Here is a 26,025-nt window from a genome sequence, read left to right as displayed (position 1 = left end):
TTTTTTTTATGAGTTAAGACCTAAAAATCGTTTGATTTTATATTTCCATAAGTCTTTAGCAATATTGCTTTTATGCTTCCCAAGAAGGTAAACGTAATCATTTTTCTTTCTGATGTCTCCTGGAATTATATTGTATTTAAAATGATCTTTCCACGCGACATAGTTGAAACTTAATTGGTCTCTTTTAGAAAAATTCTTCACGAAATACCACCATTCTTCCATGACTTTGATGAGCTTTTCGTCAAAATGTTTTCTTACTAACACTCCACCAGAAATAAGACCATTGTTTTCAGGATAATTTTCAGATTTTAGGAAATCAATATGTTTTTTGATAACGTCTAAATCGTCTTTTACCTTATTTTCAGTTTCGGCTAATGCTACGATGGCTTCATATTCTTGATAAACGCAATTTCTAGGATCCATAATGGTTTGATTATGATCAAAACAGGCCATGGAAACTTCTTCATTCAAGAAATTTTTAATCAATAACTGTGGATTTTTTTTGATGATAAAATTACCATCAATATAAATGCTGTATTGATAATCCTGCAAATGAAGATGCGGTAAAATTTTGTAGTATCTGTTGTTTCGGGTATTGTCGTCGCCAACTGGCGGTTCTGGAACCACCACCACCTTCCAAGTAGAAGATGAAAGATTACGGTCTGTAAAACAAACGTAATCTACATTTTCAAATTGGGGTTGTTCAATAAGCTCATTATACCCTCCAAAAATAGCAGTGTAAACTACGATTTTCTCCATTTATACTGCTACGTTATTTTCTCTTAAAGCATCGTTAAGAGAGGTTTTCTTATCTGTAGATTCTTTTCTTTTACCGATAATTAAAGCACATGGAACTTGGAATTCGCCTGCAGGAAATTGCTTCGTATAACTTCCAGGGATTACTACAGAACGTGCAGGAACTCTTCCTTTCAATTCTACTGGAGTATCACCTGTTACGTCTATAATTTTTGTAGAAGCTGTAAGCACTACATTTGCACCTAAAACTGCTTCTTTTTCTACATGAACTCCTTCTACTACAATACATCTAGAACCCACGAAACAATCATCTTCAATGATTACTGGAGCTGCTTGTAATGGTTCGAGAACTCCACCAATTCCTACTCCACCGCTTAAGTGAACGTTTTTACCAATTTGAGCACAAGAACCCACCGTTGCCCAAGTATCTACCATAGTCCCGAAATCTACATACGCACCAATATTTACATAAGAAGGCATTAAGATTACTCCCGGAGAAATGTAAGCCCCTTCTCTAGCCACAGCATGAGGAACCACTCTCACACCTTTTTCTGCATAATTTTTCTTCAAAGGAATTTTATCATGGAATTCAAAAGGACCAACTTCTATGGTTTCCATTTTCTGAATAGGGAAATACATTACTACTGCTTTTTTCACCCATTCGTTTACTTGCCAACCGTTTTCTGTAGGTTCAGCAACACGCAATTCGCCTTTATCTAAAAGAGCAATCACTTCTCTAATGGCAGTTTTACTCTCTTCTTTTTGTAATAAATCTCTGTTATCCCAAATGTTCTCGATGGTTTGTTGTAAAGACATCATTATTTTAATTTTTTAGTTAAAATTGAAAATTCTCCAGCAATTCAGCCTCTGGAAAATACTCTGCAAAGGTATTAGATAATTTTGAATTTTTAAATTTTATTAGACTATAACTGCCATCGTAAGCATAAATCTCTATTTCGGCGTCATCTCTTAAAAAATCATTATACCAAATTTCTGGATTTCCTTCTACATAAGGCAAATTTTCTAAGTCTAAAACAATCTCTTTATCCTTGGGAATAGCTGCAAAATATCCATAATTGAACTTGATATCTTTTTGGGCTAACTCTAAAAATTTTTCAGCTTCAAAGATTTCATAATTGCTGGAAAAATTCTGAATAGGCAAGTCTTTTTCAGGAGATAGAAAAAGGTAATCTGTTATTAAAAACTGATACTCTTTCAGTTCACTTTCTATAGATTTTAAGAGTGAACCTAAATGCGTATGATAAGGTAATTTTTTAAGTTTTTGGATAATATAATTCATTATTTAGAGTACTCTTTTGGCAAAGAGAAAAGCTTTATTCCAATATTTTTCATTCAGCGAAGATACGATTACTCCTTTAGAAGTAGAAGCATGAATGAAGGTAATTTCTCCTCTGTTTTTAATTTCTTTTACGATGCCAACATGAGAAACCGCTCCATTTCCATTGGTGGCAAAAAACAACAAATCCCCGGGTTTTGCTTCCCAAATTTCTATTTTTTTTCCTTGTTGTGCTTGATCTGCAGAACGTCTTGGCATTTTCACTTTGTTCTCATTGTAGACATTGATGACCAAACCGCTGCAATCTAATCCAGACTTGCTGGTTCCGCCCAATTTATAAGGAGCACCTAAGAAATCTTCGGCGTCATTTAGGATTTTTTTGACTTGATAAGAATTTTGACCTTCAAATTTAGAGGTTAGGTTTCTAAGGTTTTCTGTGGATGAATAAGGTTTGTGAGACACCGTTTTACGGGAACCACAAGAAATTACCGTAAGTATGATTATAACTAGAAAAAGTATTCTTTTATTCATTATTTAGTTTTCTCTCTTTATTGGATATTACAACGATTTATTCATTATTGAAATTTATAGCTTATAACACCTTTCATTTACTACTTTGACACAAATATAACATTAATTATTTATATATCAACTATACTATAACTATACTATAACTATACATTAAAGTTGTATATGTCATGAGTATTCCTTACTTTTGATATTCATTCAGTTAACTCATGGCAAGATACAAGAGCATTTTACAATTTCAGGGGGCTATAGACGGTTTGGTTTTTTATGAACTGAACGGGGTTTCTGTGGTACGCAAGAAAAGTGGTTTTAATCGAGATGATTTTAAAACTAAGGAAAACTATGCTCGAGTAAGAGAAAATAGCAGTGAGTTTGGGCATTGTTCTAAAACGGGGAAAATGCTCAGAAATGCCATTTATCCTTACTATAAAAAGTGTGGCGACCGATATCTATATCAGAAATTCGCAAAATTGATGACCACTATTAAAGATTTGGACAACGTTTCTGAACGTGGAAAAAGGACTGTTTACCAAGGTTTGAAAACCACAGAAGGGAAAAAATTACTATCTTCTTTTGTATTTGGGAAGATTCCTTCGGCGAAGGATTTTATTAAAAAAACAAGTTATGATGATGGGATTTCTGTAGAACTGAATACACCACTTCTTCTACCCTCTCTGCATTTGGTTTCTATTTTACCGAATTACGAAAGTTATCGTTTTGAGATTCTAGAGCAGGTTGTTAACTCTGACAATGGCATTTTCACTTTTGATTCCTATTTTCAAGAGGAAGAAGCTTTGCAATTTGTTGCTATTTATGAGGGAGAGGAGATTCTTGGGATGGGGTTTCTTGGGTAATTGTTTTTACACGCAAAGATTTTTTTTATTCTCATTATGTTTTTAAGGGAGCAAAGTTGGCGAAATTCATTCGCTATGAAGCGATGTGGAAACTGAGCTTATTTTTTATCACAAAGTTCACGGAGAATTGGTGAAATGATTATGTTTTTGAGGGCACCGAGGAACATCGGAGATGTTCTGGGAAGCGCAGGGCTTTCTTTAATTATTGCGAATTCTGTAAAAAATTTGGCAGTTTTAATGATAACGGATTAGAAATTTGAGGCATCTAGGTTTTTATGTAAAAATATAGCTTCAACAGAAAATACCACTGTGACTGAGACAATTTTCTTTTCCCCGACCCTGACTTCGACAAGCTCAGTCACCATGGAAGGAAAATTATTTATTGTAAATTATGAAAAGTTTTGTTAAATTAAAGTCACGGATTAGAAATTCAGCGCCGTTGGGTTAGTTGCTTTAATTATCTCATTTTTATTGTTTTCCATTTTGTTTGCCCCTGGTCAAAGCTACAAATTTGAAATTTGTCCTTACTTATTTTCTTTACCAAGTCGCTAAACTTAACTTCTGTAGGGTCTTTCGTCATTATGTCAAAAGTAGTAATGGCAATTTCGTTCCAAGTGTTTTTCTTTAAACTGTAAATTCTTAAAGATTTATATCTGCTCACACAAGAAGAATAGAAAACTCCAACTTCGTTAATTCCGTCTTCATCAATGTCACTACAAACAAAAAAATTATCGGGAAGGCAACAATAAGAATCTGTATAAAGTCTGGGTAATGTCTTGTCATAAAAACAATAGGATTCTCCATCGTCACAATAATTGAAATTAGGCATTACAAAGACAGTGTCATTTTTTTTGCTTGTTCTAATTCCTTTAATAATTCTTATCCCTTCAAACCCTTCTTTCAGCTCTGAATTTCTATGTGTTAAAACTTCACAATTGTCTGGTTGATATAGTGAAAAATAGTGCTCAATAATTCCGGTTTTTTCTTTCAATAAACTGTCCTTGATAAATTTTTTGTTGGCATTTAGTATATAAGTTAAACTATCGTTTTTGTAAATAGCGTCATTCTCTGTTGACTTAGTTTCAACAACTTTATTATCCTTGAATTTGCAAGAAAATGTCAAGGTTAGTAAAATAAAAATTATTAAAATGTTCTTGTTCATGCGACAGTCTCTCTATTATAACAGCTCACACACAAATAGACTGTAAAACACGTATTACCGTTTGTAAATGATTGTCAGTATTTAATGAGGTCAGTATTTCAATTTATGCTTATTAGTTTCAATCAAATTTAATTAAAATAAATGAAATGATTTGTGAAAAGTCACGGATTAGAAATACGCGCCATCGGGGTATGTTAGGAGTTGTTTTTTTTATCATTAATATATTCTTCAAATTCAATTATTTCTGTATCGCTATTGAAAATCCTTTTAGGAATAACAATAGCCATATTAGTATCTGTATATAAATAAAATTCTGTTGTATCACTTTGCAAACTTTTTATCGCGGACCAATTGAAGTTTCCACTTGAATTTTTGTCCATATATGCAATCCCAGTATCACTAAATTCAATTTCCTTTCTACCAAGAATAGAACCATCATCCTTTGGAATTTTTTTAGTATTATTTAAACTCCTTGAAATCAAGAAAAAGTAAATTGCAATAAAAATAATAGAAGAAATAATCGTTGCTATCAAATCAAACTTATTGAGGTTTAAAGCTACTTGCAAGATTATTAAAACTAGGCCACCAGTAATTAGTGTCTTTTTTAGCTGTGTTTTTTTGTAATGAAACTTATTAAAGTTCATATAATCTTCTCTCTGTAACTCAAATGAAAGTTTAATGCTCATATTATTTATTTGTATTTAAGATTAACAAACATTTCCTAACAATGACTCGCCAAAAGCCTTGTTATGAATAAATAATGCCTAACACTCAAATAGACGAAGTATAATTGTAAAAAACTTATAGTCAAATAAATGTTGGTTTGTAAATGATTGTAAGTATTTGTTTAGTTCGATATATGAATTTTTGTTTATTAGTTCTTAACAAATTTAATTAAAATAAATGATATGAGTATGGAAAGTCACGGATTAGAAATCTGAGGCATCGTGAACTTATTCACGCATTTCGTCAAACCGATACTCGCTGAAATATTTAAGTAGTTCTATTCATTTCATTACCTCCCTGAATTCCATCTATAGCTTCAAAGACTTCATTTTGATTAATTTCATTAGTCCAACCAAGAGAATAAAGTTCAGCTCTAACTTGGGTTTCATCTTTACCTTTAACGATATGATAAAATGCAAAATCAATTACTTCAGTTGGAATTCTTTTAACTACATAAGAAATTAAAAAACGGGTTAAGTTTAAATATCCAAATATAAAGGTTAAACCTAATTGTAAAAGCCAACTTATTATCAAACCAATTGTGCCAACATTTAAACTTTTAATAGTTAAACCTTGTTCAAGTCTAAGTTTTAAAAATTCAAAAAATCCAATTCTATCAAAATTGTTTTCTGCTAAAATTAGATTATATTGAAATAACTGATTCCCAATGAAAAATATAAAAATTGAACCAATTAGTATATTTTTTAATTTATTAAAATCTGTAAAATTACCTAATTTAATACCTATATTTAATGAAAAAGCTAATACTAATCCAACTATATATTCAAAAAGGAAAATAATATAATTCCCTGTTAATGATATTTTAGCAATTAAAAAAGCTAAAACTACAGCTGTAATAATAGCAAATAAAATCGGAAAAAAAATATTTGATTTACGTATGGTATTGGGTTTGGGTAATTCAGTAGGAATTATATAATCATCCCAATTATGTTTTGCTTCTTGTTGCTTTTCGAGTTCTTTTAATTTCTCTCGATTGTATTTTTTTCCAATGTCTTGAAATACGTGAATGAAAAGGTGGACTCTTTTAGAATTTCGCCCATTATCCCAAATTTCATTCCCTAATGATTCGCTTTTCACTGTTACTTTTCCATAATTATAAGTAACAATGATAGATTCTGTATATTGAGTCATTCCTAAGCTTTTTACTTTTCGTTTAGCTTCAATAGAATGTTCATCAACATAAATAATGTCCCAATCTAATTTTTCAAATGTTTGGTTAGAAATTGCAAAAAAAGCTTTCTCAGAAAGTTGGGTGTGAAACTCGGATTTATATTTTGGGGTAAAAGCAAATTTGTGAGTTTTTTTAATTTGCTTTTCGATATTTTTTAATTCTGGTGTCATTTTTGAGGTCTGGTTTAGAAATATTTCAGCTAACACTCAAATAGATGAAGTACAATTTAAAAACTCTTATAATCATTTAAATATTCATTTTTAAATAATTGTAAGTATTTGTTTGAGTTCGGTATTTGAGTTCTTGTTTATTAGTTTATAACAAATTTAATTAAAATAAATGATATGAGTATGGAAAGTCACGGATTAGAAATCCGCGCCATCGGGCAAACCGATGTTAGCAGATGTTTCTATTTTTCCAGTTTTATAATTCCAGCGTAAGTTGCAATCCAAATTGAGCCATCTTTGTCTTTCGTTATTCTCTCGCAATGAATGCTTGGAACGTTTGAATTTTCATTTGTATATGTTTCCCATTTTTTTGAGATTGTGTCATAACATAAAATACCAACTCCGTTTAATGTTATCCATAGCAAATTGCTTTCTTCGTCCAAATAAAAATCATTGATAGTATTTTCACTAAACATTTTAGAATTTGGATGACTTATTTTTGTCCATTTTCCTTGCAGGTCTAAAACGTAAATTCCAGCCTCGTCAGATTTGTCATTGTATAAATCAAACCAGTAATTTCCTTTTTTGTCTTCATATATTTTTGAAATGAATGCTTTTGATAAAGGTGAATTTTTATCGTTTAATAATTTCGTAACTCCGTTTTCAATAATAACGTTTCCTTCAAATGTTCCAATCCAAATTCTGTCTTTTTTATCTACGTAAACACCAAGAGTTTTGTCGGTTGGCAGATTTGAATTTTGCTTGTTAATTACTGACCAATTTTTTCCATCAAATTTTGCTACACCATCCCAAGATGTAAACCACACATTATTTGAATGGTCAACAAATATTTTTCGAGCCCAATTTATTGGAGAGTTTATTGAGTCGTATTTAGTCCAGGTTTTATTATCATATCTGTAAACATCCCAGCCAGCAACAAACCATTTGTTGTTGGTTTTGTCAACCTCTAAATCTCGTACAGATTGTGTTTCATTTTTGTTATAAGCAGGAGAAGATATGGTAGTATTTTTTGAATTAAAATGTTCCCACTTTCCATTACTTATTTTTACAATTCCATTGTCTGTTCCAATCCAAATGTTATTGTCTAAATCATTTACAACCGTTCTTGACATATCCCAAGGTAGTTCTGAATTCTGTTGATTAAATACAGTCCAATTTTTTGAAAGTTTGTTTTTGTCTGTTCCTTTTACATGTGGATTTCCAACAGATTTTGCATTTGATTGATTTTTAAAGTCGAAAACTCTTCGTTTTCCAGAAAAATTACCATTTTCAAATTCAAAAATTAATGAAACAGAGCTATTTGTTTTTTTGTTGTCTGAAATTGCAGATTCCCAATTTGATGTAGAATTTATCGCTTTTTGTAATCCTAATTTTTTTGATGAAATATTTGTTTGATTTACGGAACTCAATAAACACGGTTTTCCATTTTCGTCAATTAGAATTTGTACTTCAATGGTTCCTTTTATCTTATTCAAGCTCTTTTTGTCAAATTTATTCAACAATTCACTCATTAGAGATTTTGGTGGCTCAGCTTTTGTATCTCCACAATCAAGACAAAAACTTGTTAAACTACAATTTTTATATTTTTCTGGATAAAGATTTTGAGAGTAACTTAATGTAAAACTAAAAAGTGTCAATAATAATAGTAAAGTTCTTTTCATTTTTCTGGTTTTCTAAAATATCTGCTAACACTCAAATAGACAAAGTGTAGTTGTAAAACACTTATAATCAAATAAATATTCGTTTGTATGTGATTATAAGTATTTGCTTAGTTCGGTATTTGAGTTCTTGTTTATTAGTTTAAACAAATTTAATTAAAATAAATGAAATAAGTTAGGGAAAGTCACGGATTAGAAATCCGCGCCATCGCGGGTTTTAATCGTGATGATTTTAAAACCAAAGAAAACTATGCTCGAGTAAGAGAAAACAGTAGTGAGTTTGGGCATTGTTCTAAAACTGGGAAAATGCTCAGAAATGCCATTTATCCGTATTACAAAAAATGTGGCGACCGATATCTGTATCAGAAATTCGCAAAATTAATGACAGCGATTAAAGATTTAGATACCATTTCTGAACGTGGAAAAAGAACTGTTTACCAAGGTTTGAAAACCTCAGAAGGGAAAAGGTTGCTTTCTTCTTTTGTCTTTGGGAAGATTCCTTCGGCGAAGGATTTTATTAAAAAAACAAGTTATGATGATGGGATTTTGGTAGAACTAAATACGCCACAACCTCTACGCTCTCTGCATTTGGTTTCAATTTTACCGAATTACGAAAGTTACCGTTTTGAAATTCTAGAGCAAAAAGTTAGTGCTGACAATGGTATTTTCACCTTTGATTCTTATTTTCAAGAGGAGGAAGCTTTGCAGTTTGTTGCTATTTATGAGGGTGAGGAGATTCTTGGGATGGGTTTTCTTGGATAATTGTTTTTAAACGCAAAGATTTTTTTTCTTTATGTTTTAAGGAAGCAAAGTTGGCGAAATTCATTCGCTATGAAGTGGGGTGGAAAGTCTGTTTATTTTCTTTCACAAAGTTCACGGAGAATTGGTGAAATGATTGTGTTTTTGAGAGCACTGAGGAACATCGGAGATGTTCTGGCAAGTGCACAGGTTTTTCAGTTTATGTATGTAGAAAAGAACCTATTCTATTATAAAGAGATTCTTCACTATGCTGTGCTTCGTTCAGAATGACAGAGTTCTGGTTAAAAATCCGCGCCATCGGATTAGAAATCCACACTACCAGGAGAGAGAAAAAAAAAAAGATATTAAATATTTTTCTCAAAATTTAATTCTGGTAAAATAATTAAAATTTCTTTTTCTATTTCTTCCTTAAACCAATATACCATAAAATTAATTTTTGCATCTTTCATTACATATCCTTTTGCATCATTTGCTTTTATCACTTCAAGGAATTTTTTTGAAAATTTTAAGACCTGTTCTCCATTTTCATTACAACATCCTTCTGAAGAAACTTTTAATAATTGTCCACAAAACATATCTTTGATTCTATGTTGAACAAATTCAAAATAACCTAGATTTACATCCTTATAATTTAAATGAAGAACAATTTCTTTGGGCTCATCATACATTCTAAAATCATCTATAAACTCTAATTGTGGTACAGAAATAGTATTTAAAAAATAAGAATTCAGATGCAGTGTTAAGTTATTTTTAGCCCTTGTCATTGCTACAAATAACTGTCGTTTTTCAGTATCGGTTGATAATTTAAAATTTTCTAATAGAATAAAGACATTATCAAATTCTTTCCCTTTTGACTTGTGAATAGTAGATACATAAATGGTATCTCCACTCTCTCTGATGAAATCTTCTAATTTAGATTCAAATAAATATATTTTTAAATCTGACACAAATTTCCTTTTGACATTGATCAATTCAAAATCTCTGATTAAATGAAGACATATCTCTAATTTATTGCTCTGAGTCAATTGGTATTTCAAATCTTTTTTGGCTTGTTCCCAAATCTCATCATCAATGGTGAAAACATCCTCTTTAAGATTTAATTTACTTATAAAATATCTTATTTCCTTTAAGTCATATAAATTGAAACTGTCATTGGTTTGGATTAATTTTGCTTTCACCTGATTTTTCAGTAGTCTACCTGTAATCTGCAAAGCCTCTTCATTGGTTTTCGTAAGAATACAGGTGCTGCCTACCAATTCTGAATTCAACACATCATATACCATAGGTTCTATTAGGTGAGAACTCTGATGATGAACTATTTTAATTTTGCCATTGACTGATTGCGTAGAAAGATTAGACGTATCTTTAAGACGATGTGAAATTTGTTTTACAAAATAATTGGTAAACTCTACCAAATTGGATTTGCTTCTATAATTTTCTACCAATTCATATTTAACAGCTTTATCCCTTACCATCATATCTTCTAGATAGCTGGAACTTGCTCCTCTAAACTCATAAATATTCTGGTCATCATCTCCAACCGCAATTACTCTCAAATCTTCATTATACTCCATCAAAGTTCTCACCAGTTGGTATTCTTCCTTATTCATATCCTGTGCTTCATCAATTACCAAAACAGTTTTGGTAATTCTACTTATTTCTACTTCTCCATTCTTGATTTTTTCAATAGCATTCTCTATAATGTGTTCAGACTTTTCTAAATTGCCTACTTTCCCCAACAAGTCAAAACAATAAGAATGAAAGGTTTTGATATCTATAAAATAAGAAGCATTGCCTATTAACTTTAATAATCTTTTCTTGAATTCTGTAGCAGCGGATCTTGAAAATGTAAGCATCAACAACTGTTCATGTTTTACATCTTCCATCAAAAGAAGCGAAGCCAGTTTATGTACCAAAATCCTGGTCTTTCCACTACCCGGACCAGCTGCTACTACAATATGTTTTGATTCATTATCATTAATAATTTTCAATTGAGTAGGAGAAAGCTCTCCAAATAACTGTCTAAATTTTTCTGGAGTGATGTTCCTTTTGATTTCGTTCTGACGGGAACCTTTAAAATACTTGTTTAAAAAAGATGAGTAATTCAGTTGAAAATAATCTTCAACAAACTGAAGGGCATCCCGATAATCATGAATCATTTTTTTAGCATATTCTCCTACAATATGAATCTGCTGAACTTTATTTTCATAAAACTGATTTAGTTTTTGATAATCTTCTTTGGTATAGCGTTTTTTATTGTCTGTTTCTGTTCTCTCAATGGTCAACAAATTATAACTTACCAAAAATCCTCCTTCTATTTTAATAGCCTCTATTCTGGATAAATAAAACAGTGTATCTTCAATATCATCTATACTTATTTCTAATTTAAATAAGCTCATAGAATCCTGATATGCCGTTTTAACATCATGAACCGAAAACTCTACCAGTACCTCTTCTTTTCCTTTTTCAGTATCAGAAACGGTTTCATTACTTTTTCCATACAGATATTTTATAATAAACTTAGCCAGCTCATGTCTTTTTTCTAATTTTTCTTTTAATTTTTCTTTAGGCTGAATGCATATTGTAGATATGTGATTTTTAGAGTAAGTCAAAGGACTGTATTTTACCCAATTCTTAATGCTCCAAAAATTAAAAATGGTCTTTATCTTGGCTGTATTAACATTTTCATCAAGTTCTTTTTCAATTTCTTCATTCAACTCTTTTAAATGAAATGTTTTTTCTTGTTCATCCAATAAATTAAATACAAATCGTTCTATTTTACAATATTCTTCTACAATATTGAATGAACGATTATTGAGCTCTCCTTTTTTAATAAAAGCGGTTAAATCTTTAGTGTCTGCTAATATTTTTTCTTCTTTGAGCAAAGTAATCACTTTCATTACTTCTTCTTTTACCATGCCTAGATGATCACTAATATAATCTACTCTAGACTCAGCGGATTCTTCAGAAACATACTTTCTACTTTTGCTAGAAAACAATTTTTTGATAATTCTTATTGCCTTTTCTTTTTGTTTTTCATTAAATTTTTCTGATGCATAAATTTTGTCTATAGCTTCCTGAGCATTTTTAGAAAGAATACTGTTGGCAAAAACTCTTGGCATATTTTGTCCTCTTCTTAAGTAGCCTGATTCTTCCAGAGAAGCAATAGCCGTAGTCACTCTAGTTTCTATATCTACTACACTATCATCCCAACCTGCTTTTCTTGCTATTTCAAGAGCGGAATTGGATACAGTTGAACGAAATTTAGTAATCTCTTTTATTGCTTTCCAAACTTGCTGTATTTCCTTAATAGAAAGCTTTGTTTGATTCAAAAGAATAAAATGTTTGCTTAAATCTTCCTCATTGAACAAAACAAAACAATCTGCATTTATGTTTTCATCTCTCCCTGCTCTTCCTGCCTCTTGAATATAATTTTCCAAGGAATCAGAAATTTCATAATGAATAACCATACCCACATCTTTTTTATCCACTCCCATTCCAAATGCAGAAGTTGCAACCATAATTTGCGCTTCCCCTCTAATAAAAGAATCTTGGTTTTCGGATTTTCTCTGCTTATCCATTTTCCCATGATAAGACTTGGCATTAAATCCATCATTCTCTAATCTTAGTGCCAATAAATCTGCTCTATGCGTTCTTGATACATAAATAATTGTAGGGCAATTCTTCTCTTCTATCAAATCACGCAAAGTTTGATATTTTTCTTCTTCTTCATTTTTCAAAAAGACCTTATAATGAAGATTTGTTCTAGATGCTTTTGTAGTATAAACTTCTAAATCAAGCGATAATTTTTCCTTAAAGTAGTCTCTTATATCTTCTATCACTTTTTGTTTCGCTGTTGCAGTAAAACAAGATATAGGAATGTTACCTTCTAAGTTCTTTTTCTTTTGTAAATTTCTAATAAAATCTCCTATATAGAGATAATCTACCCGAAAATCCTGTCCCCAAGAAGAAAAACAATGAGCTTCATCAATTACGAAACGGACTATCTTTCTGCCCAAAAGCAATTTTTCTATGGTTTTTGAACGTAAGGATTCAGGGGAAATATAAAGTATAGATGCTGAGCCATCTTCTACTCTTTCAAATGATTTAGCCCTTTCAATAGGATCTAGCAATCCATTAATGGTAACAGCAGTCGTTATTCCATTTCTCTCTAAATTATCCACCTGATCTTTCATTAAAGACTGTAGAGGAGAAATCACCACTGTTAACCCTTTCAAATTTTCTCCCTGCATCAAAGCTGGAACTTGAAAGGTAATCGATTTACCTCCTCCAGTTGGAAATACTGCAATTAATGACTTGTTATCTATAGCTGCTTTTACTGCTTTTTCCTGTAAAGGTTCTCCTCCATAATTTCTATAAGCATCAAATCCAAAAAACTTTTTTAAACCTTTGTGAATATCCAATTCCTGATGACAATAATTACATCCTGTGACACATGGTTTTCCACGCAATAGAAACATTACAACTTCTACATGAGGATAATTTTTTAGAACCCAAGGTGGTGTAATTGAATAACGTTCGGTAGAATAAATTAATGATAAGCAATATGCCAACTCAGTTGGGTGTTCAGTAATTATAGTTCCTAATTTTGCATTTTCACAAATCTCCTGGTTAAATTTTTTACGAATTAAATCTTCTACATTCTCTTCTTGTGTTGAGTATTTAATATATTTAAAAAAGGCAGAGAATTCTTTGTATTTATTGAGTAATAAATAAAAAATTTGCTTTAAATCTTCATCATAACCATTAAAAGCCAAAACCTCATCATAAAACAAATCTCTAGCTTTTATTGAATCATTTAAAGGATTATTCAGTTCTTCTGTTTGCAACTTATCATCTTTCACCAAAGAATGATAAGGTCTATTAGGAAAAAGCAATGGAGACCAAAACAAAGTATCAATGATACCATCACTCGATATTTTTACATTATTTAATATTTCAGAAATGAATTTTGCATCATGACGGATAATGTTATGTCCACATATAAACTTAGTATCTTGAAGAAATTCAGTAAATTCATAGTAAGAAGCCTTATGAAACTGAGCATCATTACTTTTGATTCCTCCAAAGTCAAGAATTTTCCCACTTTTGGGATCTACTTCTATATCTATAAATGCAATAGGATTCATTTCAATAAAAATATAAATTTCTGAAAATTACTTATGGGATAAATTAGAAAAATAAAATTTATATATATTCTCTATAGGATAATTTAACGAGGAAAATTTCAGATTCATTAGAATATTAGCTTTAAACAAATATAATAAAACTAATTCATTACTAATCAAAAGACGTGAAGAGATTCCTTACAAATGAGAAGAATCAGTCTTTAGTTTTGGAAACACTAAAGAATTATTTTTTAGGAAATACAAGATATATAAATTTAGGAATCGGATTTAACAAGTCCCCCAGTCCAACCTAAAGAAAGTGAAAAATTTGGAAAAGAGAACCTTCAAAACTTTGGGCTTTGGAGAGATATTTGAAAGGTCACGGATTAAAAATCCATACTATCGATGCTTATTTATTCTGATTTTTCTAGCCATTTTGCTGGTATATTTAACTCGATTTAAGTTGCCCCGATGTCACGGATTAAAAATCCGCGCGATCGTGGTTAATTTTTATTTAACTTTTTTAAAAAGTCTTTTGTAATTATATTGTTGTGCTTTAATGATGGTAGACCTATACTCTTACGGTTTCTATTTACTTGAACAGTATCAAAAATTCCATCAACTCCAATATAAGAACCATAGAGCATTTTGTCTTTTAAAACTTGTAAATGATAACGGTCTACCATCGTTGAATATTCACGTGGAGTACAATCCCCCATTTCTAAATATCTCTTTAATTTTTTTTCAAAATAAGGATAATCTTGCGATGCCGACATGTGACTAAAAAAGGTACTCATTGGTAAAAAGACATCATCATTCCCAAAAACACCCACTTTTTGTAAAGAAGGATATCCATAATTATCAAATATCCACTTCATAAGGTTCGCATTTTTAAAATCATTTCTAGCACTTATATTTACATCTAAACGTTTTCTTTCTTGATCACGTATAAAAAGAGTTGTAATAGAATCCATTAATACTTTTTCTCTTGACCTCAGCCATAAATCTGTTTTATTGGCTGCTTCTAAACTGTCTATTCCATATTTTTTAAATAAGGGTAAATGCTCTTGATAAGCGTTCATATAAGGTGCAATTAAAGTAATAAACTTGTACAGATTTTTTTTACCCCCGAAATTTTCTTGATACTTATCACTCAAATAAATATAATTTTCAAATTCTTCTATTCTCTCTTGATTTTTAGGTTGAAACTCCGTAAATAATTTTCTGAATTTTTTTATTGCTAATTTAGGTCTTTGAGCAATTCTGTAGATGCTATCAATCTCATTTACTTTATTATAATAAGTAATGTAATTTTTCTCCCTTGTATTACAAGAAATAATGATTAAAGAAAGATGTATTAGAATTAGAAAATAATTGAAATATGATTTCACATTTAGAAGTGCTTGGGTTATTTAGTTTCTAACAAATTTAATTAAAATAAATGATATGATTGGAAAGTCACGGATTAGAAATCTACGCCATCGGGAGAAATTGTAAAATTGTAAAGTCGTGAAGATGTGAAGATGTGAAGTTGAAATATTATTCTTTATGAAGAGATTCTTCACTTTGCTACGCTTCGTTCAGAATGACAGAGTTTCGGTTTGTAGTCACGGATTAGAAAATCGCGTCACAAGGTTGCGAGAATGAGAAGTCGTAAAGATGTGAAGATGTGAAGATGTGAAATCGTGATGTTGAAATATTTTCATTTCCGAAGAGATTCTTCACTTTGCTACGCTTCGTTCAGAATGACAGAGTTTCGGTTTGTAGTCACGGATTAAAAATCCGCGCCATCGGGATGAGATACGAGATGCTAGTTACGAGGTGCGAGTATTTCTATCACAAAGTTCACGGAGATGGGGTGAAATGATTGTGTTTTTGAGCGCACTGAGGAACATCGGAAATGTTCTGGGAAGGGCACAGGTTTTTCAGTTTATGTATGTAGAAAAGAACCTATTCTATTATAAAGAGATTCTTCACTTTGCTACGCTTCCTTCAGAATGACAGAGTTCTGGTTTGTAGTCACGGATTAGAAATCCGCGCCATCGGGATGAGATACGAGATGCCAGTTACGAGGTGCGAGTATTTCTATCACAAAGTTCACGGAGATGGGGTGAAATGATTGTGTTTTTGAGCGCACTGAGGAACATCGGAGATGTTCTGGGAAGTGCACAGGTTTTTCAGTTTATGTATGTAGAAAAGAACCTATTCTATTATAAAGAGATTCTTCACTAAGCTGCGCTTGGTTCAGAATGACAGAGTTTCGGTTTGTAGTCACGGATAAGAAATCCGCGCCATCGGGTATTACAGAAATTTTAAAAAACGAAGGATTTTTGTAAAACCCTTTGCTACTTAAAAAACGCTAACCTCTTATAGTTAGCGTTTTCTTTTATTTATCTGCTTCGAAGTTGCAAACTTCGTAAAGCGGGGTTAGGATTAAAAATTATCAATTACAAATTTAATGATCTTATCCTTACGTTGCTGTATTAATTCTTTGGTCCAAGCAGCACTTTCAGCCGTCATTTTTTGTATTTCTCGTTGTTGTTGCAAATGGTTGTAACTATTTCGTTTGTCAGCAAATGGTTTGTTGCCAACTGAACAATTATGTGATTTAGATAGCAACAAATAATTTCCTAAACAATTGATGTATTGATTTACAAATTCATCGTCATAACTATCATAACCTGTTTCTGGATTTTCAGTTTGCGGTGCAATATGTTCCAATTCTGGTTTTTCAATTTTGTCAAATCGAGTTGGAGAATAACCATTTTTACCTTGTCCTTCCAAATGATTTTCGTATTTCCAAAGTAAATATTTTGCAGTTGTATGATTTATTCCTCCTTGAATTGAACGCTCAAATTCTTTGTTTCCCCAATATGACCACCACCAATCTTGTGTAGTTTTCATCCAATCAATTCTAATATTTATTGGTGTGATGTCAGGATTTTCAGAGGTAAATTTTTGGTAAACGTCATTTAATCGTGATGTAATTTCTGCTCTTGTACCGATTAGCCTGTGTCTTAAAACCATCGTTTCCAACTTGCTACAAAGCAAATTGATTTGATTAATAGGTAAACCAAATTTATATGCTTTGATAATAAAAGGCATTGCAATACCAATTCCGCCAAGTGTTACGAGCGAATGAATTTCTAAATTTTCTCTTTCATCTATACTGAAAAACGTTGTTAAATGCTCAAAACTCATAGCAAGTGATTGTGTAAAAGATTTGATAAAAGGAATTTGATTTGTTTCCGATAACAACTTATTTATTCTGTCGATTGCGTTTGTTTCCCATAGCGAATTGAAATGAACACGAAGCGTGTAAACCAAAACATCATCTTCGTTAATTCTGTATTCGATTGATGAAATTGATTTGTAAATTTCTTCAAATCTGTCTTTGATTTCTTTTATTAAGCTTTCTTTTTCTTCTCCACCATAAAGATGTACATTGAACATAAATTGAGCTTTTATAATTTCCAAATTAGAGGGCTTTTTACCTCTGTTGTTTTGGAAAATAAACATTTGAATTGCTTCAGAAGCGTCTTTTACTGGGTGCGTTGTACAAGATGCGTTTTGAACCGTATCCAACATTTTCAATAAATACGTTTCGTCTTTGTCGGCAAGTTGCATAGTAAAAAAGTCAAACGCAATTGCAATGCGTTTTGCGGAAACTGTTTTTATTCCATTTCTGTCTTTTTTATTTTGGTCTATTACGCAATCTTTGAAAAATCTGTCGTCATAATCAACCGTTTCAAAACGATAAGTTGAGTTTCTTTTGATAATGTCTTCAAAAGTTTCTTGTTCGGTTTCGTTTAACGGTCGGATTTGTTTTAGTCTACTGAACAATGCAGAAAGGAAAATGACGGTTGTTGTCATTCGCTGTTGACCGTCAATTATTCCAAACTTTTTCTCGTCTTTTTCTTCAAATAGAAAATGTCCAAAATAGTATTTTGATTTTGTAGAACTTTTATTATAATCTTCCAAATCAGATAAAAACACATTGGTCTGTTTTGGAGATTTTGTTTTTTCGAGTTCTGTATCCCAAGAATATGCTCTTTGATAAGTTGGTACAAAAATTTTGTTGCCTGCCAACATTTGTTTAATAGTTGTAGATGCTTCCATTTAATTATTTTATTTAGATTAATCCTTTAAAAAAGTTCTTTTTTGTTAAATAAATTTAAAGTGCGGGTTGGTGTTTTTTTGTAGGACTTTTTGAGCAAGATCCCGCAGTTAAACTTGACATACTGGAAGACTTGTGCCCACAACATTTACAAGTGTATTGTGACTTTTCAGTACCTTCATACAATTCGTGTTTTTTACCATTAGGATTTTTTGAGCAAGAACCTGCTGTAAGACTAGACACGCTTGATGATTTGTGACCACACCATTTGCAATAAAAATTAGCCATATTGATTTTAGTTTTTTAACTCTGCTTACTCTATTCGGTTTTCAGCTTACCCGTTTTTTGTTATACAAATTTCTAATGAAGAAGCGTCAAAACATGACTTTGAAAAAAAATATTAAAATTTTACAACTCCAGATCTATAAAGAACAATCAGTTGTTTTTTTCTTGTTCTCTTTCTATTATTTCAAAAATTAGATTGTAAATTATTATGCATTTCTGCTTGGGAGCTTCTAAACAAATTTATAAAAGTTCTTAGGAGAAAAATTACGGAAAACCGTAAATCTTATAAATTGGTTTCGGTAGGCTAAATTACCGAGAAAAGTAAAATGGGAGAATTTGAAATGAAGGAAGGAGTTTTTAAGTCACGTATTAGAAATCTGAAACATCGGGTTCGTGCGTTAGCTACGAATTTTGAAAAGTTTTTTAAAACGCAAAGATTTTTTTTATCTTATTTATGTTTTTAAGGGAGCAAAGTTGGCGAAATTCATTCCCATTGTAGCGGTGGGGAAATTGATGTGGGATGAGATACGAGATACGAGTTACGAGGTGCGAGTATTTCTATCACAAAGTTCACGGAGAATTGGTGAAATAATTGTGTTTTTGAGCGCACGGAGGAACATCGGAGATATTCTGGAAACCTTCTATAATTTGAGATTCCTACGGAATGACAAAGTGGCTTCGACAGGCTCAGCCACCGGGCTTTGATAAGCTCAGATACCAGGCTTCGACAGGCTCAGATACCGGGCTTCGACTATTATTCTCAGTCACCGGAATTGGTGTCTTTTTTCTTTTTGGTTTTGGTTTTGGTGGATTTTTCTTCTTGAAAAGAGATGACTTTTCCTTTGCTGTCGATGACTTTTTTGGTGAGTTGGGTTACCATTTCTATGAGTTCTTCTTTGAATTTTTGTGCTTCGTATTCGCCTTTTTCAATTTTCCTGAGTTTTTGCTCCCACTCTCCTGTTAGTTCGGCACTTTTTAACAATTCATCTTCTATGGTATCAATTAAATCAATACCCGTTTGAGTCGCGAAAAGATTTTTCCTTTTCTTTTCGATGTATTTTCTTTTAAAAAGTGTTTCTATGATGTTTGCTCTGGTAGAAGGTCTACCGATGCCGTTGTTTTTCAAAAGTTCACGCAATTCTTCGTCTTCCACCTGTCTTCCTGCGGTTTCCATGGCTCTCAGCAATGTAGCTTCTGTGTATGGTTTTGGCGGAGAAGTTCTTCCCTGATGCACAAAAGGTTCATGCTCTCCTTTTTCGCCCACTGTAAATTCGGGAATCAATTGTTCTTCGTTTTTTTCTTCTTTTTCAGCCGTTTCTTTTTGGTCTTTGGCATAGACTAAACGCCAACCTGGCTCGAGAATTTGTTTTCCCGATGCTTTGAAATTGATGGTTCCTACCTGACCTTCTACCAAAGTATTGGAAATTTTACATTCTGGATAAAAAATCGCTATAAAACGCTTTGCTACCAAATCATAGACTAATTTTTCTTCTCTGGTCAAATTGGAAGTTGGCGGAATTTCCGTTGGAATAATCGCATGATGGTCTGTGACTTTGGCATCATCAAAAACGGCTTTTGACATTGGGATTGGCGCTTCTAAAAGAGGAGCCGTTAAGTCTGAATAAAAATTCATGCTTCTGAGAATTCCCGAAATTTTAGGATACAAATTCTCCGAAAGGTAGGTGGTATCTACTCTAGGATAAGTGGTGTGTTTTTTTTCGTAGAGGCTTTGGATATAATTCAGTGTGCTTTCTGCTGAAAATCCGTATTTTTTATTGGCTTCTACCTGAAGTCCCGTTAAGTCAAACAATCGTGGATTTTTTTCTTTTCCTTCTTTAATTTCAAAAGCTATAATTTCAAAAAGATTTTGCTTCAGGTATTCTAAGCCTTTTTCTGCTCTTTCTGCCGATTGTAAACGGTCAATTGCCGCTGTAAAAATTACTTCTCTATATTTGGTTTTGAGTTCCCAATAGTCTTTTTGCACGAATGCGTCTATTTCTTTTTGGCGTTTCACGAGCATTGCCAAAGTAGGTGTTTGGACTCTCCCAATGGATAAAACGGCTTTGTTTCCGCCAAATTTTTTGGTGAATAAACGAGTAGCATTAATTCCTAGAAGCCAATCTCCTATTGCTCTGGCGTTTCCTGCTAAGTAGAGATTTTTGTAATCTTCGGCAGATTTTAATTTTTCAAAACCTTCTTTTATGGCATCTTCCGTCAAAGAAGAAATCCAGAGTCTTTTTACAGGTTTATCACATTTGGCTTTTTGTAAAACCCATCGCTGAATGAGTTCTCCTTCTTGACCAGCATCCCCACAATTGATGACCTCCTCACATTCTTTGACCAAAGATTCTATAACCTTGAACTGTCTTTCTACTCCGGTATTGTTGATTAATTTAATTCCGAAATTTTTAGGAATTATGGGTAGTAAGAAGAGATTCCACGCTTTGTATTCGGGAGCGTAATCGTGAGGTTCTTTCAAGGTACAAAGATGTCCGAAAGTCCACGTTACGCAGTAACCATTGCCTTCCATATAGCCACTTTTAGGAGTGTTAGCTCCCAAAACTTTAGCGATATCTCTTGCTACACTTGGTTTTTCTGCAATACAAAGTTTCATGATTGAATTCTAAAAGGGCTGCAAAATTGCATTTTTTTATTGAAAAGATAAATGATTTTCAATAAAAAAGATTCTCAAAAATATGAGAACCTTAGCTATTGTGGAGAATATGGGACTCGAACCCACCACCTTTAGACTGCCAGTCTAACGCTCTAGCCAGATGAGCTAATTCCCCATAAAAAAGAAAACTTAGTTTTCTTTTTCTGCCAAATAATGGTCTATTATTTCAAAAGCTTTTTGCTCGTCATGGATGTTCACCTCTAGTTTTAAAGCGGTAGCGGTAGGTGTAGAAAGCAAATTATTAAGGTATTTATTGCTTACTGAACAAGCGATTCCTGCATCTTCTAATTTCTTTTTCACGATTTGTATTTGAACCATTTCATCTGCTTCAAATACCGAAACTCTTGGTAATTCTGCTCCCATATTTCTAATTTTAACACAAATTTATAAAAATTACTGATTTAATCGATACTTCTCTTGATATGTTTTGTAAAGTTCTTTCTGCTGATTGTCTAGATTAATTTTTCTGCCCTCTATGAAGGCTTCTGTCACATTATTGGTCAATTGGTCTAGTGCATCGCCCTCAGAAATGAAGAGTGTAGCGCTTTTTCCTACTTCTAAAGTTCCGTAGTTTTTATCAATTCCCAGCATTTTGGCAAGGTTAATGGTAATGCTTTGTAAGGCTTTTTCTTTTTCTACCCCATACGCAACGGTAGTTCCAGCCAAAAACGGAAGATTTCTAGAATTCTGATATTCCATATCTCCACTGTAATCTAACCCGTAGAGAATACCTTTATCTTGAACCAATTTAGCAAATTCGTAAGGCAATCTAGGAGAATCTGAACTGTTTACCGGCAAACTGTGAACTCGCTTGATAATGAGTGGAAAATTGCTCTTTTTAATATCATCTAAAACTCCTACCAAATTGCTTTCGCCGATGAGCACTACATTTTTAAGATTTAATTTATTCGCCCAAGCGATGACTTCTAGCGTTTCATTAGCTCCTGCTACTTCTACAAACAGCTTTCTATTTTCAAATACTGGTTTTATAGCATTCAGTTTATAATCTTTCACTTGCTGATTGTCATATTGCTGTGCTCTCTGAAACAGAGAAGTGAGTTCTTTAATTTTTTCGGTTCTTCTGGTCTGGAATTCTTTGTTTCTTTTTTCGTCGTCTATTCTAAAAATTTCAGGCCAAGAAAGATGCAAAACATTATCCGTAGCTACCACTGCATCTTCCCAGTTCCAAGCGTCTAATTGCATGATGGAAGAGGTGCAAGACAATGTCCCATGTTTCAGAACTGGCTGAGTCAATAAAACACCATTACTTCTAATCACTGGAATGACATGAGAGTCTGTATTGAAAGAGATGAGCGAACGCACTTCTGGCGAAATATCATTGGCTTCTCTGTAATCTACCGTGGCATTGGTTGCTGAAATTTCCACCAATCCTAATGTATTGTTCACCAAAATAAAACCCGGATAAACATGTTTATTTTGGACATTGATGACTTCTGCATTACTCGGAATGCTTCCATTAATCTGGGTAATTTTTCCGTTTTCAAAAACTAGGGAAGCATTATTTAAAACCGTTCCTGTAGCGGTGTGAATCGTGGCATTGGTAATCGCAATTGGTTTTTTTTGTGAAGGTGCAGGATTCGGTCTTTGTGCCAAAACCATAGCCGAAACCAAAATATATAAAGTGAAAAATATTTTTTTCATGAAATTTAATTTTTAGTGTTGATGAAAATCTTCTTCTAACGTATCACAGTGGTACAATTTCTTTTGCTCTGTTTTTACCGATTGGGTATTTCCTTTTTTGGCATCATCAGAGAAGAGCATTTTTTGAATAATTCTGTTTTTCTCGTTCTTCACCATTTCATCTTTTTCGGCTTGTTTTTGAGCATCAAAAATGAGTTTTCCGTCTACAAAAGTTTTGTTTACTGTGGCATAAATACTCAATGGATTGTCTGTCCACAATACCAAATCAGCATCTTTACCTACTTCTATCATTCCTAATTTATGGTCTAGTTTCAGCATTTTGGCAGGGTTCAGCGTTACAGTTTTCCAAGCTTCTTCTTGAGAAATGTTTCCGTATTTTACCAATTTACCAGCTTCCTGATTGAGTCTTCTTGCCATTTCTGCATCATCTGAATTGATGGCGGTATTGACTCCAGATTTTAATAAAATCGCAGCATTGTAAGGAATGGCTTCTCTCACTTCTTCTTTATAACCCCACCAATCTGAGAATGTAGAAGCGTTTGCTCCGTGAATTTTCATCTTGTCTGCCACTTTGTAGCCTTCTAAAATGTGCGTGAACGTGTTTACTTTGAAATTAAATTTCTCTGCAATTTTCATAAACATGTTGATTTCACTTTGCACATAAGAGTGACACGTGATGTAGCGTTTAGATTTTAAAATTTCTAAATGCGTTTCCAGTCTTAAATCTTTTCGGTAATTTTTATTGGTTTGCTTTTCTTTTTCGTATTCTAAAGCTCTGGTGAACCAAAAATCAAATACCTGTTCTACTCCACCTCTCGACTGAGGAAAACGATTAGGGTTATTGCCCCAATTCGATTGTTTTACGTTTTCGCCCAAAGCAAATTTGATGAACTGAGGTGCATTCGGGAACTTCATGTTTTCGGCATTTTCTCCCCAAGCAAATTTCACAATGGAAGACTGTCCGCCAATCGGATTCGCAGAACCGTGTAATTGTTGTGCAGTGGTAACACCTCCTACAATTTGTCTGTAGAAATTCACATCATCAGGATTGATGACATCGCTCATTCTCACCTCTGCAGAAGAATTGCTTCCCGCTTCATTTACGCCTCTGGAAAGTCCGATATGCGTGTGTTCATCTATAATTCCGTTGGTTAAGTGTAAGTTGGTTCCGTCAATTTCTTCAGCGTTTCCTTTGCTTAATTGAGTGCCTACTTCTACGATTTTTCCTTTAGAAATTTTGACATCATAATTTTTTACAATTCCTTTTGAGGTATTGGTCCAAACCGTAGCATTTCTAATGATATAGTCTTTTTGAGTCGGCACATTTTCGCTTCCAAAAGCTGCAAAAGGATACCAAATTTTACCGATTTCTTTTGGTGTTTCTTCTTCTTTTTTGGTTTCGGTTTCATTATTTTTTACAAAAGTAATGCTGTAAGGCACTTTGTTTCCTTGTTTGTTCAGGGCAGAACCATTGGTATTTTTATAGTCTGCTACTGGATAAAGAATTCTGTAATTCTGTACAGAATCTTTCGGTAAAACCAGTTCCAGAGCCATTTTATAGTCGCTCACGTTTAATTTTACTTTTCCGTCTTTTTTCTCCTGACTTACTTTAGCTTCAGGCTTCAGAAGAGAGCCTGCAATTTTTAAATCATAGTTCTGATTATTGATGGTGAGTTGATAAACCCCTCTAATGTCTTGGTCTAACAATTTATTTACCACGAAATTTTTACCTGCCACCCAATTTTCCTGTAAAACGGCATCTTTGCTAAACAAATCCTCTGTAAATAGTAAGAAATTGGCGTAACTTCCCTTTCTTAAATTCCCCAAATTTGCTTCAGATTTTACAATTTTTGCAGGGTTTTCGGTCAAAGATTTCAGAATTGCTTCTTTAGACAAACCATTTTTATAGAGTTCTCTTATTTTTCCTAAGAATGAAGATTTGTCTTTCAACTTGTTCATCGTGAAGGCAAAGTCTACATTTTCTTTTTGAAGAAACATTGCATTATAAGGCGCTAATTCCCAATGCTTTAATTCAGCAACATTGGCATTTTCTACATCTAAAGCATCATTAATCTGATACGGTTTCGGATATTCTAATGGCAATAAGAAGAAACCGCCTGTAGATTTCATTTCTTTGGCTCTTTGGTATTCATTTCCAGAACCCATAAAAACGAATTGTTGTAAGGCTTCGTCCCCAATTTTATCCGCTCTTAAAACATCCCATTTTTCAGAAGTTTCTATGATGGTTGGTAATTTTTTATATTGATTAAAAGCTTCTAAATTTAGATTTTTCTCTACTGCACTTCCTCCTTTTTCATACCAGTCTGCATCTAAATAAAACTGTCTCAACAAGGCAATAGAACCTGCCAAAGAAGTAGGATAAGACTGTCTAGAACTGCCTTTGTCAAAAGAAAGCATGAGTGCAGCATCTTCTTTAATGATTTTTTCTGCAGGTTTTCCGTTTCCTAAATTGTAGAGCACCGCAGAACCTCTCACGATTCCATCTTGGTTGAAACTTAACACCGTTCCGAAACCTTGATTTAAGTATTCTTCGTAGTCTTTTCCTTGATTGGTGAGTTGATCAACTGCTCTAGAATAGGCTTTTACAGCATCATTATACGCCGCTGCAGAAGCGGTATTAGGCAAATATATACTTCTAGAATCTGCTTGTTTTGCCTCAGTTTTTTCTACGCCAATATTGGTATACAAATCAATAAATGAAGGATAGACAAACTTTCCTTTCCCATCAATCACCACTGCATTTTTCGGGATTGCTACTTTACCCGATTCTAACACTTTCCCATTCTGAATGACCAAAACTGCATCTGTAATCACTGTTTTGTAATCCTGATACAAGGTAATGTTTTTAATTGCATAAATGCTTTGATCTTTGGTAGTGGTATCATTTTGCCAATACCCTAATTGCGCTTGCATCCAACTGAAAAGAATGCAAGAAAAGAGACTCAATACTTTCTTCATATCAATAATAATGAACTATTTTTAGATTTTTTAAAAATAGGAATATTTTTTGAAATGAA

The 26,025-nt window shown here is 32.7% G+C and carries 18 protein-coding genes and 1 tRNA gene; 3 read left to right on the top strand and 16 right to left on the bottom strand.

What is annotated here, in order from left to right:
- Nucleotides 1–6: 6 nt before the first annotated feature.
- The 4 genes from ACT53I_RS03525 to ACT53I_RS03510 are packed head-to-tail and all read right to left on the bottom strand — an operon-like array spanning nt 7 to nt 2,584.
- A complete protein-coding gene (locus ACT53I_RS03525; RefSeq protein WP_476078449.1) occupies nt 7–759 on the bottom strand; it encodes a glycosyltransferase domain-containing protein in 753 nt (250 codons plus the stop codon).
- A complete protein-coding gene (locus tag ACT53I_RS03520) occupies nt 760–1,572 on the bottom strand; it encodes a 2,3,4,5-tetrahydropyridine-2,6-dicarboxylate N-succinyltransferase (RefSeq protein WP_213190672.1) in 813 nt (270 codons plus the stop codon). It abuts the gene before it with no gap.
- A 19-nt stretch (nt 1,573–1,591) separates the two neighbouring features.
- Nucleotides 1,592–2,056 carry a hypothetical protein gene (locus tag ACT53I_RS03515; protein ID WP_476078448.1) on the bottom strand — a complete coding sequence of 155 codons (465 nt, stop codon included), beginning with the start codon at nt 2,054–2,056 and terminating at the stop codon, nt 1,592–1,594.
- Nucleotides 2,057–2,059: 3 nt separating this feature from the next.
- Nucleotides 2,060–2,584 (bottom strand): C40 family peptidase, encoded by a 525-nt coding sequence (locus tag ACT53I_RS03510; protein ID WP_476078447.1) that lies wholly within the window; start codon nt 2,582–2,584, stop codon nt 2,060–2,062.
- Between the two features lie 206 nt (nt 2,585–2,790).
- Between ACT53I_RS03510 and ACT53I_RS03505 the strand changes: the two genes are divergently transcribed.
- Nucleotides 2,791–3,435: a hypothetical protein gene (locus ACT53I_RS03505; RefSeq protein ID WP_476078446.1), complete on the top strand. Its 645-nt coding sequence runs from the start codon at nt 2,791–2,793 to the stop codon at nt 3,433–3,435.
- A 457-nt stretch (nt 3,436–3,892) separates the two neighbouring features.
- On the opposite strand, the gene ACT53I_RS03500 is transcribed toward ACT53I_RS03505, so the two are convergent.
- From ACT53I_RS03500 to ACT53I_RS03485, 4 genes are all read right to left on the bottom strand, one after another.
- Nucleotides 3,893–4,597, bottom strand: a complete 705-nt coding sequence (locus tag ACT53I_RS03500) for a hypothetical protein (protein ID WP_476078445.1) — start codon at nt 4,595–4,597, stop codon at nt 3,893–3,895.
- A gap of 194 nt (nt 4,598–4,791) precedes the next feature.
- Entirely contained in the window at nt 4,792–5,283 is a 492-nt protein-coding gene (locus ACT53I_RS03495; RefSeq protein WP_476078444.1) for a YcxB family protein, read from the bottom strand.
- Between the two features lie 307 nt (nt 5,284–5,590).
- The gene (locus ACT53I_RS03490; RefSeq protein ID WP_476078443.1) at nt 5,591–6,685 is read right to left on the bottom strand and encodes a hypothetical protein; all 1,095 of its coding nucleotides are present in this window, start codon (nt 6,683–6,685) and stop codon (nt 5,591–5,593) included.
- A 239-nt stretch (nt 6,686–6,924) separates the two neighbouring features.
- On the bottom strand, nt 6,925–8,364 hold the full coding sequence (locus ACT53I_RS03485) for a ligand-binding sensor domain-containing protein (protein WP_476078442.1): 1,440 nt from the start codon (nt 8,362–8,364) through the stop codon (nt 6,925–6,927).
- A 303-nt stretch (nt 8,365–8,667) separates the two neighbouring features.
- Between ACT53I_RS03485 and ACT53I_RS03480 the strand changes: the two genes are divergently transcribed.
- A complete protein-coding gene (locus ACT53I_RS03480; RefSeq protein WP_476078441.1) occupies nt 8,668–9,123 on the top strand; it encodes a hypothetical protein in 456 nt (151 codons plus the stop codon).
- Nucleotides 9,124–9,464: 341 nt separating this feature from the next.
- On the opposite strand, the gene ACT53I_RS03475 is transcribed toward ACT53I_RS03480, so the two are convergent.
- Both ACT53I_RS03475 and ACT53I_RS03470 read right to left on the bottom strand, forming a co-directional pair.
- Nucleotides 9,465–14,270, bottom strand: coding sequence for a RecQ family ATP-dependent DNA helicase (locus ACT53I_RS03475; protein WP_476078440.1), 4,806 nt, complete (start codon nt 14,268–14,270; stop codon nt 9,465–9,467).
- Between the two features lie 482 nt (nt 14,271–14,752).
- Complete coding sequence (locus ACT53I_RS03470) at nt 14,753–15,640, bottom strand: hypothetical protein (protein ID WP_476078439.1); 888 nt, start codon at nt 15,638–15,640, stop codon at nt 14,753–14,755.
- Between the two features lie 587 nt (nt 15,641–16,227).
- On the opposite strand from ACT53I_RS03470, the gene ACT53I_RS03465 reads away from it, so the two are divergent.
- Complete coding sequence (locus ACT53I_RS03465) at nt 16,228–16,368, top strand: hypothetical protein (protein WP_476078438.1); 141 nt, start codon at nt 16,228–16,230, stop codon at nt 16,366–16,368.
- 314 nt (nt 16,369–16,682) lie between these two features.
- On the opposite strand, the gene ACT53I_RS03460 is transcribed toward ACT53I_RS03465, so the two are convergent.
- The 6 genes from ACT53I_RS03460 to ACT53I_RS03435 form a co-directional block, all read right to left on the bottom strand.
- The gene (locus ACT53I_RS03460; RefSeq protein ID WP_476078437.1) at nt 16,683–18,368 is read right to left on the bottom strand and encodes a DUF262 domain-containing protein; all 1,686 of its coding nucleotides are present in this window, start codon (nt 18,366–18,368) and stop codon (nt 16,683–16,685) included.
- A gap of 1,043 nt (nt 18,369–19,411) precedes the next feature.
- Nucleotides 19,412–21,265 carry a DNA topoisomerase 3 gene (locus ACT53I_RS03455; protein WP_476078436.1) on the bottom strand — a complete coding sequence of 618 codons (1,854 nt, stop codon included), beginning with the start codon at nt 21,263–21,265 and terminating at the stop codon, nt 19,412–19,414.
- 101 nt (nt 21,266–21,366) lie between these two features.
- Nucleotides 21,367–21,440 (bottom strand) — tRNA-Ala (locus ACT53I_RS03450).
- Between the two features lie 14 nt (nt 21,441–21,454).
- Nucleotides 21,455–21,688: a putative signal transducing protein gene (locus tag ACT53I_RS03445; protein ID WP_104792545.1), complete on the bottom strand. Its 234-nt coding sequence runs from the start codon at nt 21,686–21,688 to the stop codon at nt 21,455–21,457.
- Between the two features lie 30 nt (nt 21,689–21,718).
- Nucleotides 21,719–22,987, bottom strand: coding sequence for an amidohydrolase family protein (locus tag ACT53I_RS03440; protein WP_476078435.1), 1,269 nt, complete (start codon nt 22,985–22,987; stop codon nt 21,719–21,721).
- Between the two features lie 12 nt (nt 22,988–22,999).
- Nucleotides 23,000–25,966 (bottom strand): amidohydrolase family protein, encoded by a 2,967-nt coding sequence (locus tag ACT53I_RS03435; RefSeq protein ID WP_476078434.1) that lies wholly within the window; start codon nt 25,964–25,966, stop codon nt 23,000–23,002.
- Nucleotides 25,967–26,025 lie beyond the last annotated feature (59 nt).

It is taken from the genome of Cloacibacterium sp. DMC96, from assembly GCF_056313765.1.
Note: the sequence above shows the minus strand (reverse complement) of the source record. Positions and strands in the feature narration are given on the sequence as shown.

Excerpts from the sequence above, each read along its gene's own strand:
- ACT53I_RS03485 (WP_476078442.1), bottom strand. The coding sequence starts at position 8,364 with ATGAAAAGAACTTTACTATTATTATTGACACTTTTTAGTTTTACATTA.
- ACT53I_RS03435 (WP_476078434.1), bottom strand. The coding sequence starts at position 25,966 with ATGAAGAAAGTATTGAGTCTCTTTTCTTGCATTCTTTTCAGTTGGATG.
- ACT53I_RS03505 (WP_476078446.1), top strand. The coding sequence starts at position 2,791 with ATGGCAAGATACAAGAGCATTTTACAATTTCAGGGGGCTATAGACGGT.
- ACT53I_RS03495 (WP_476078444.1), bottom strand. The coding sequence starts at position 5,283 with ATGAGCATTAAACTTTCATTTGAGTTACAGAGAGAAGATTATATGAAC.
- ACT53I_RS03480 (WP_476078441.1), top strand. The coding sequence starts at position 8,668 with ATGCTCAGAAATGCCATTTATCCGTATTACAAAAAATGTGGCGACCGA.
- ACT53I_RS03460 (WP_476078437.1), bottom strand. The coding sequence starts at position 18,368 with ATGGAAGCATCTACAACTATTAAACAAATGTTGGCAGGCAACAAAATT.
- ACT53I_RS03475 (WP_476078440.1), bottom strand. The coding sequence starts at position 14,270 with ATGAATCCTATTGCATTTATAGATATAGAAGTAGATCCCAAAAGTGGG.
- ACT53I_RS03500 (WP_476078445.1), bottom strand. The coding sequence starts at position 4,597 with ATGAACAAGAACATTTTAATAATTTTTATTTTACTAACCTTGACATTT.
- ACT53I_RS03510 (WP_476078447.1), bottom strand. The coding sequence starts at position 2,584 with ATGAATAAAAGAATACTTTTTCTAGTTATAATCATACTTACGGTAATT.
- ACT53I_RS03490 (WP_476078443.1), bottom strand. The coding sequence starts at position 6,685 with ATGACACCAGAATTAAAAAATATCGAAAAGCAAATTAAAAAAACTCAC.
- ACT53I_RS03520 (WP_213190672.1), bottom strand. The coding sequence starts at position 1,572 with ATGTCTTTACAACAAACCATCGAGAACATTTGGGATAACAGAGATTTA.
- ACT53I_RS03455 (WP_476078436.1), bottom strand. The coding sequence starts at position 21,265 with ATGAAACTTTGTATTGCAGAAAAACCAAGTGTAGCAAGAGATATCGCT.
- ACT53I_RS03515 (WP_476078448.1), bottom strand. The coding sequence starts at position 2,056 with ATGAATTATATTATCCAAAAACTTAAAAAATTACCTTATCATACGCAT.
- ACT53I_RS03525 (WP_476078449.1), bottom strand. The coding sequence starts at position 759 with ATGGAGAAAATCGTAGTTTACACTGCTATTTTTGGAGGGTATAATGAG.
- ACT53I_RS03440 (WP_476078435.1), bottom strand. The coding sequence starts at position 22,987 with ATGAAAAAAATATTTTTCACTTTATATATTTTGGTTTCGGCTATGGTT.
- ACT53I_RS03445 (WP_104792545.1), bottom strand. The coding sequence starts at position 21,688 with ATGGGAGCAGAATTACCAAGAGTTTCGGTATTTGAAGCAGATGAAATG.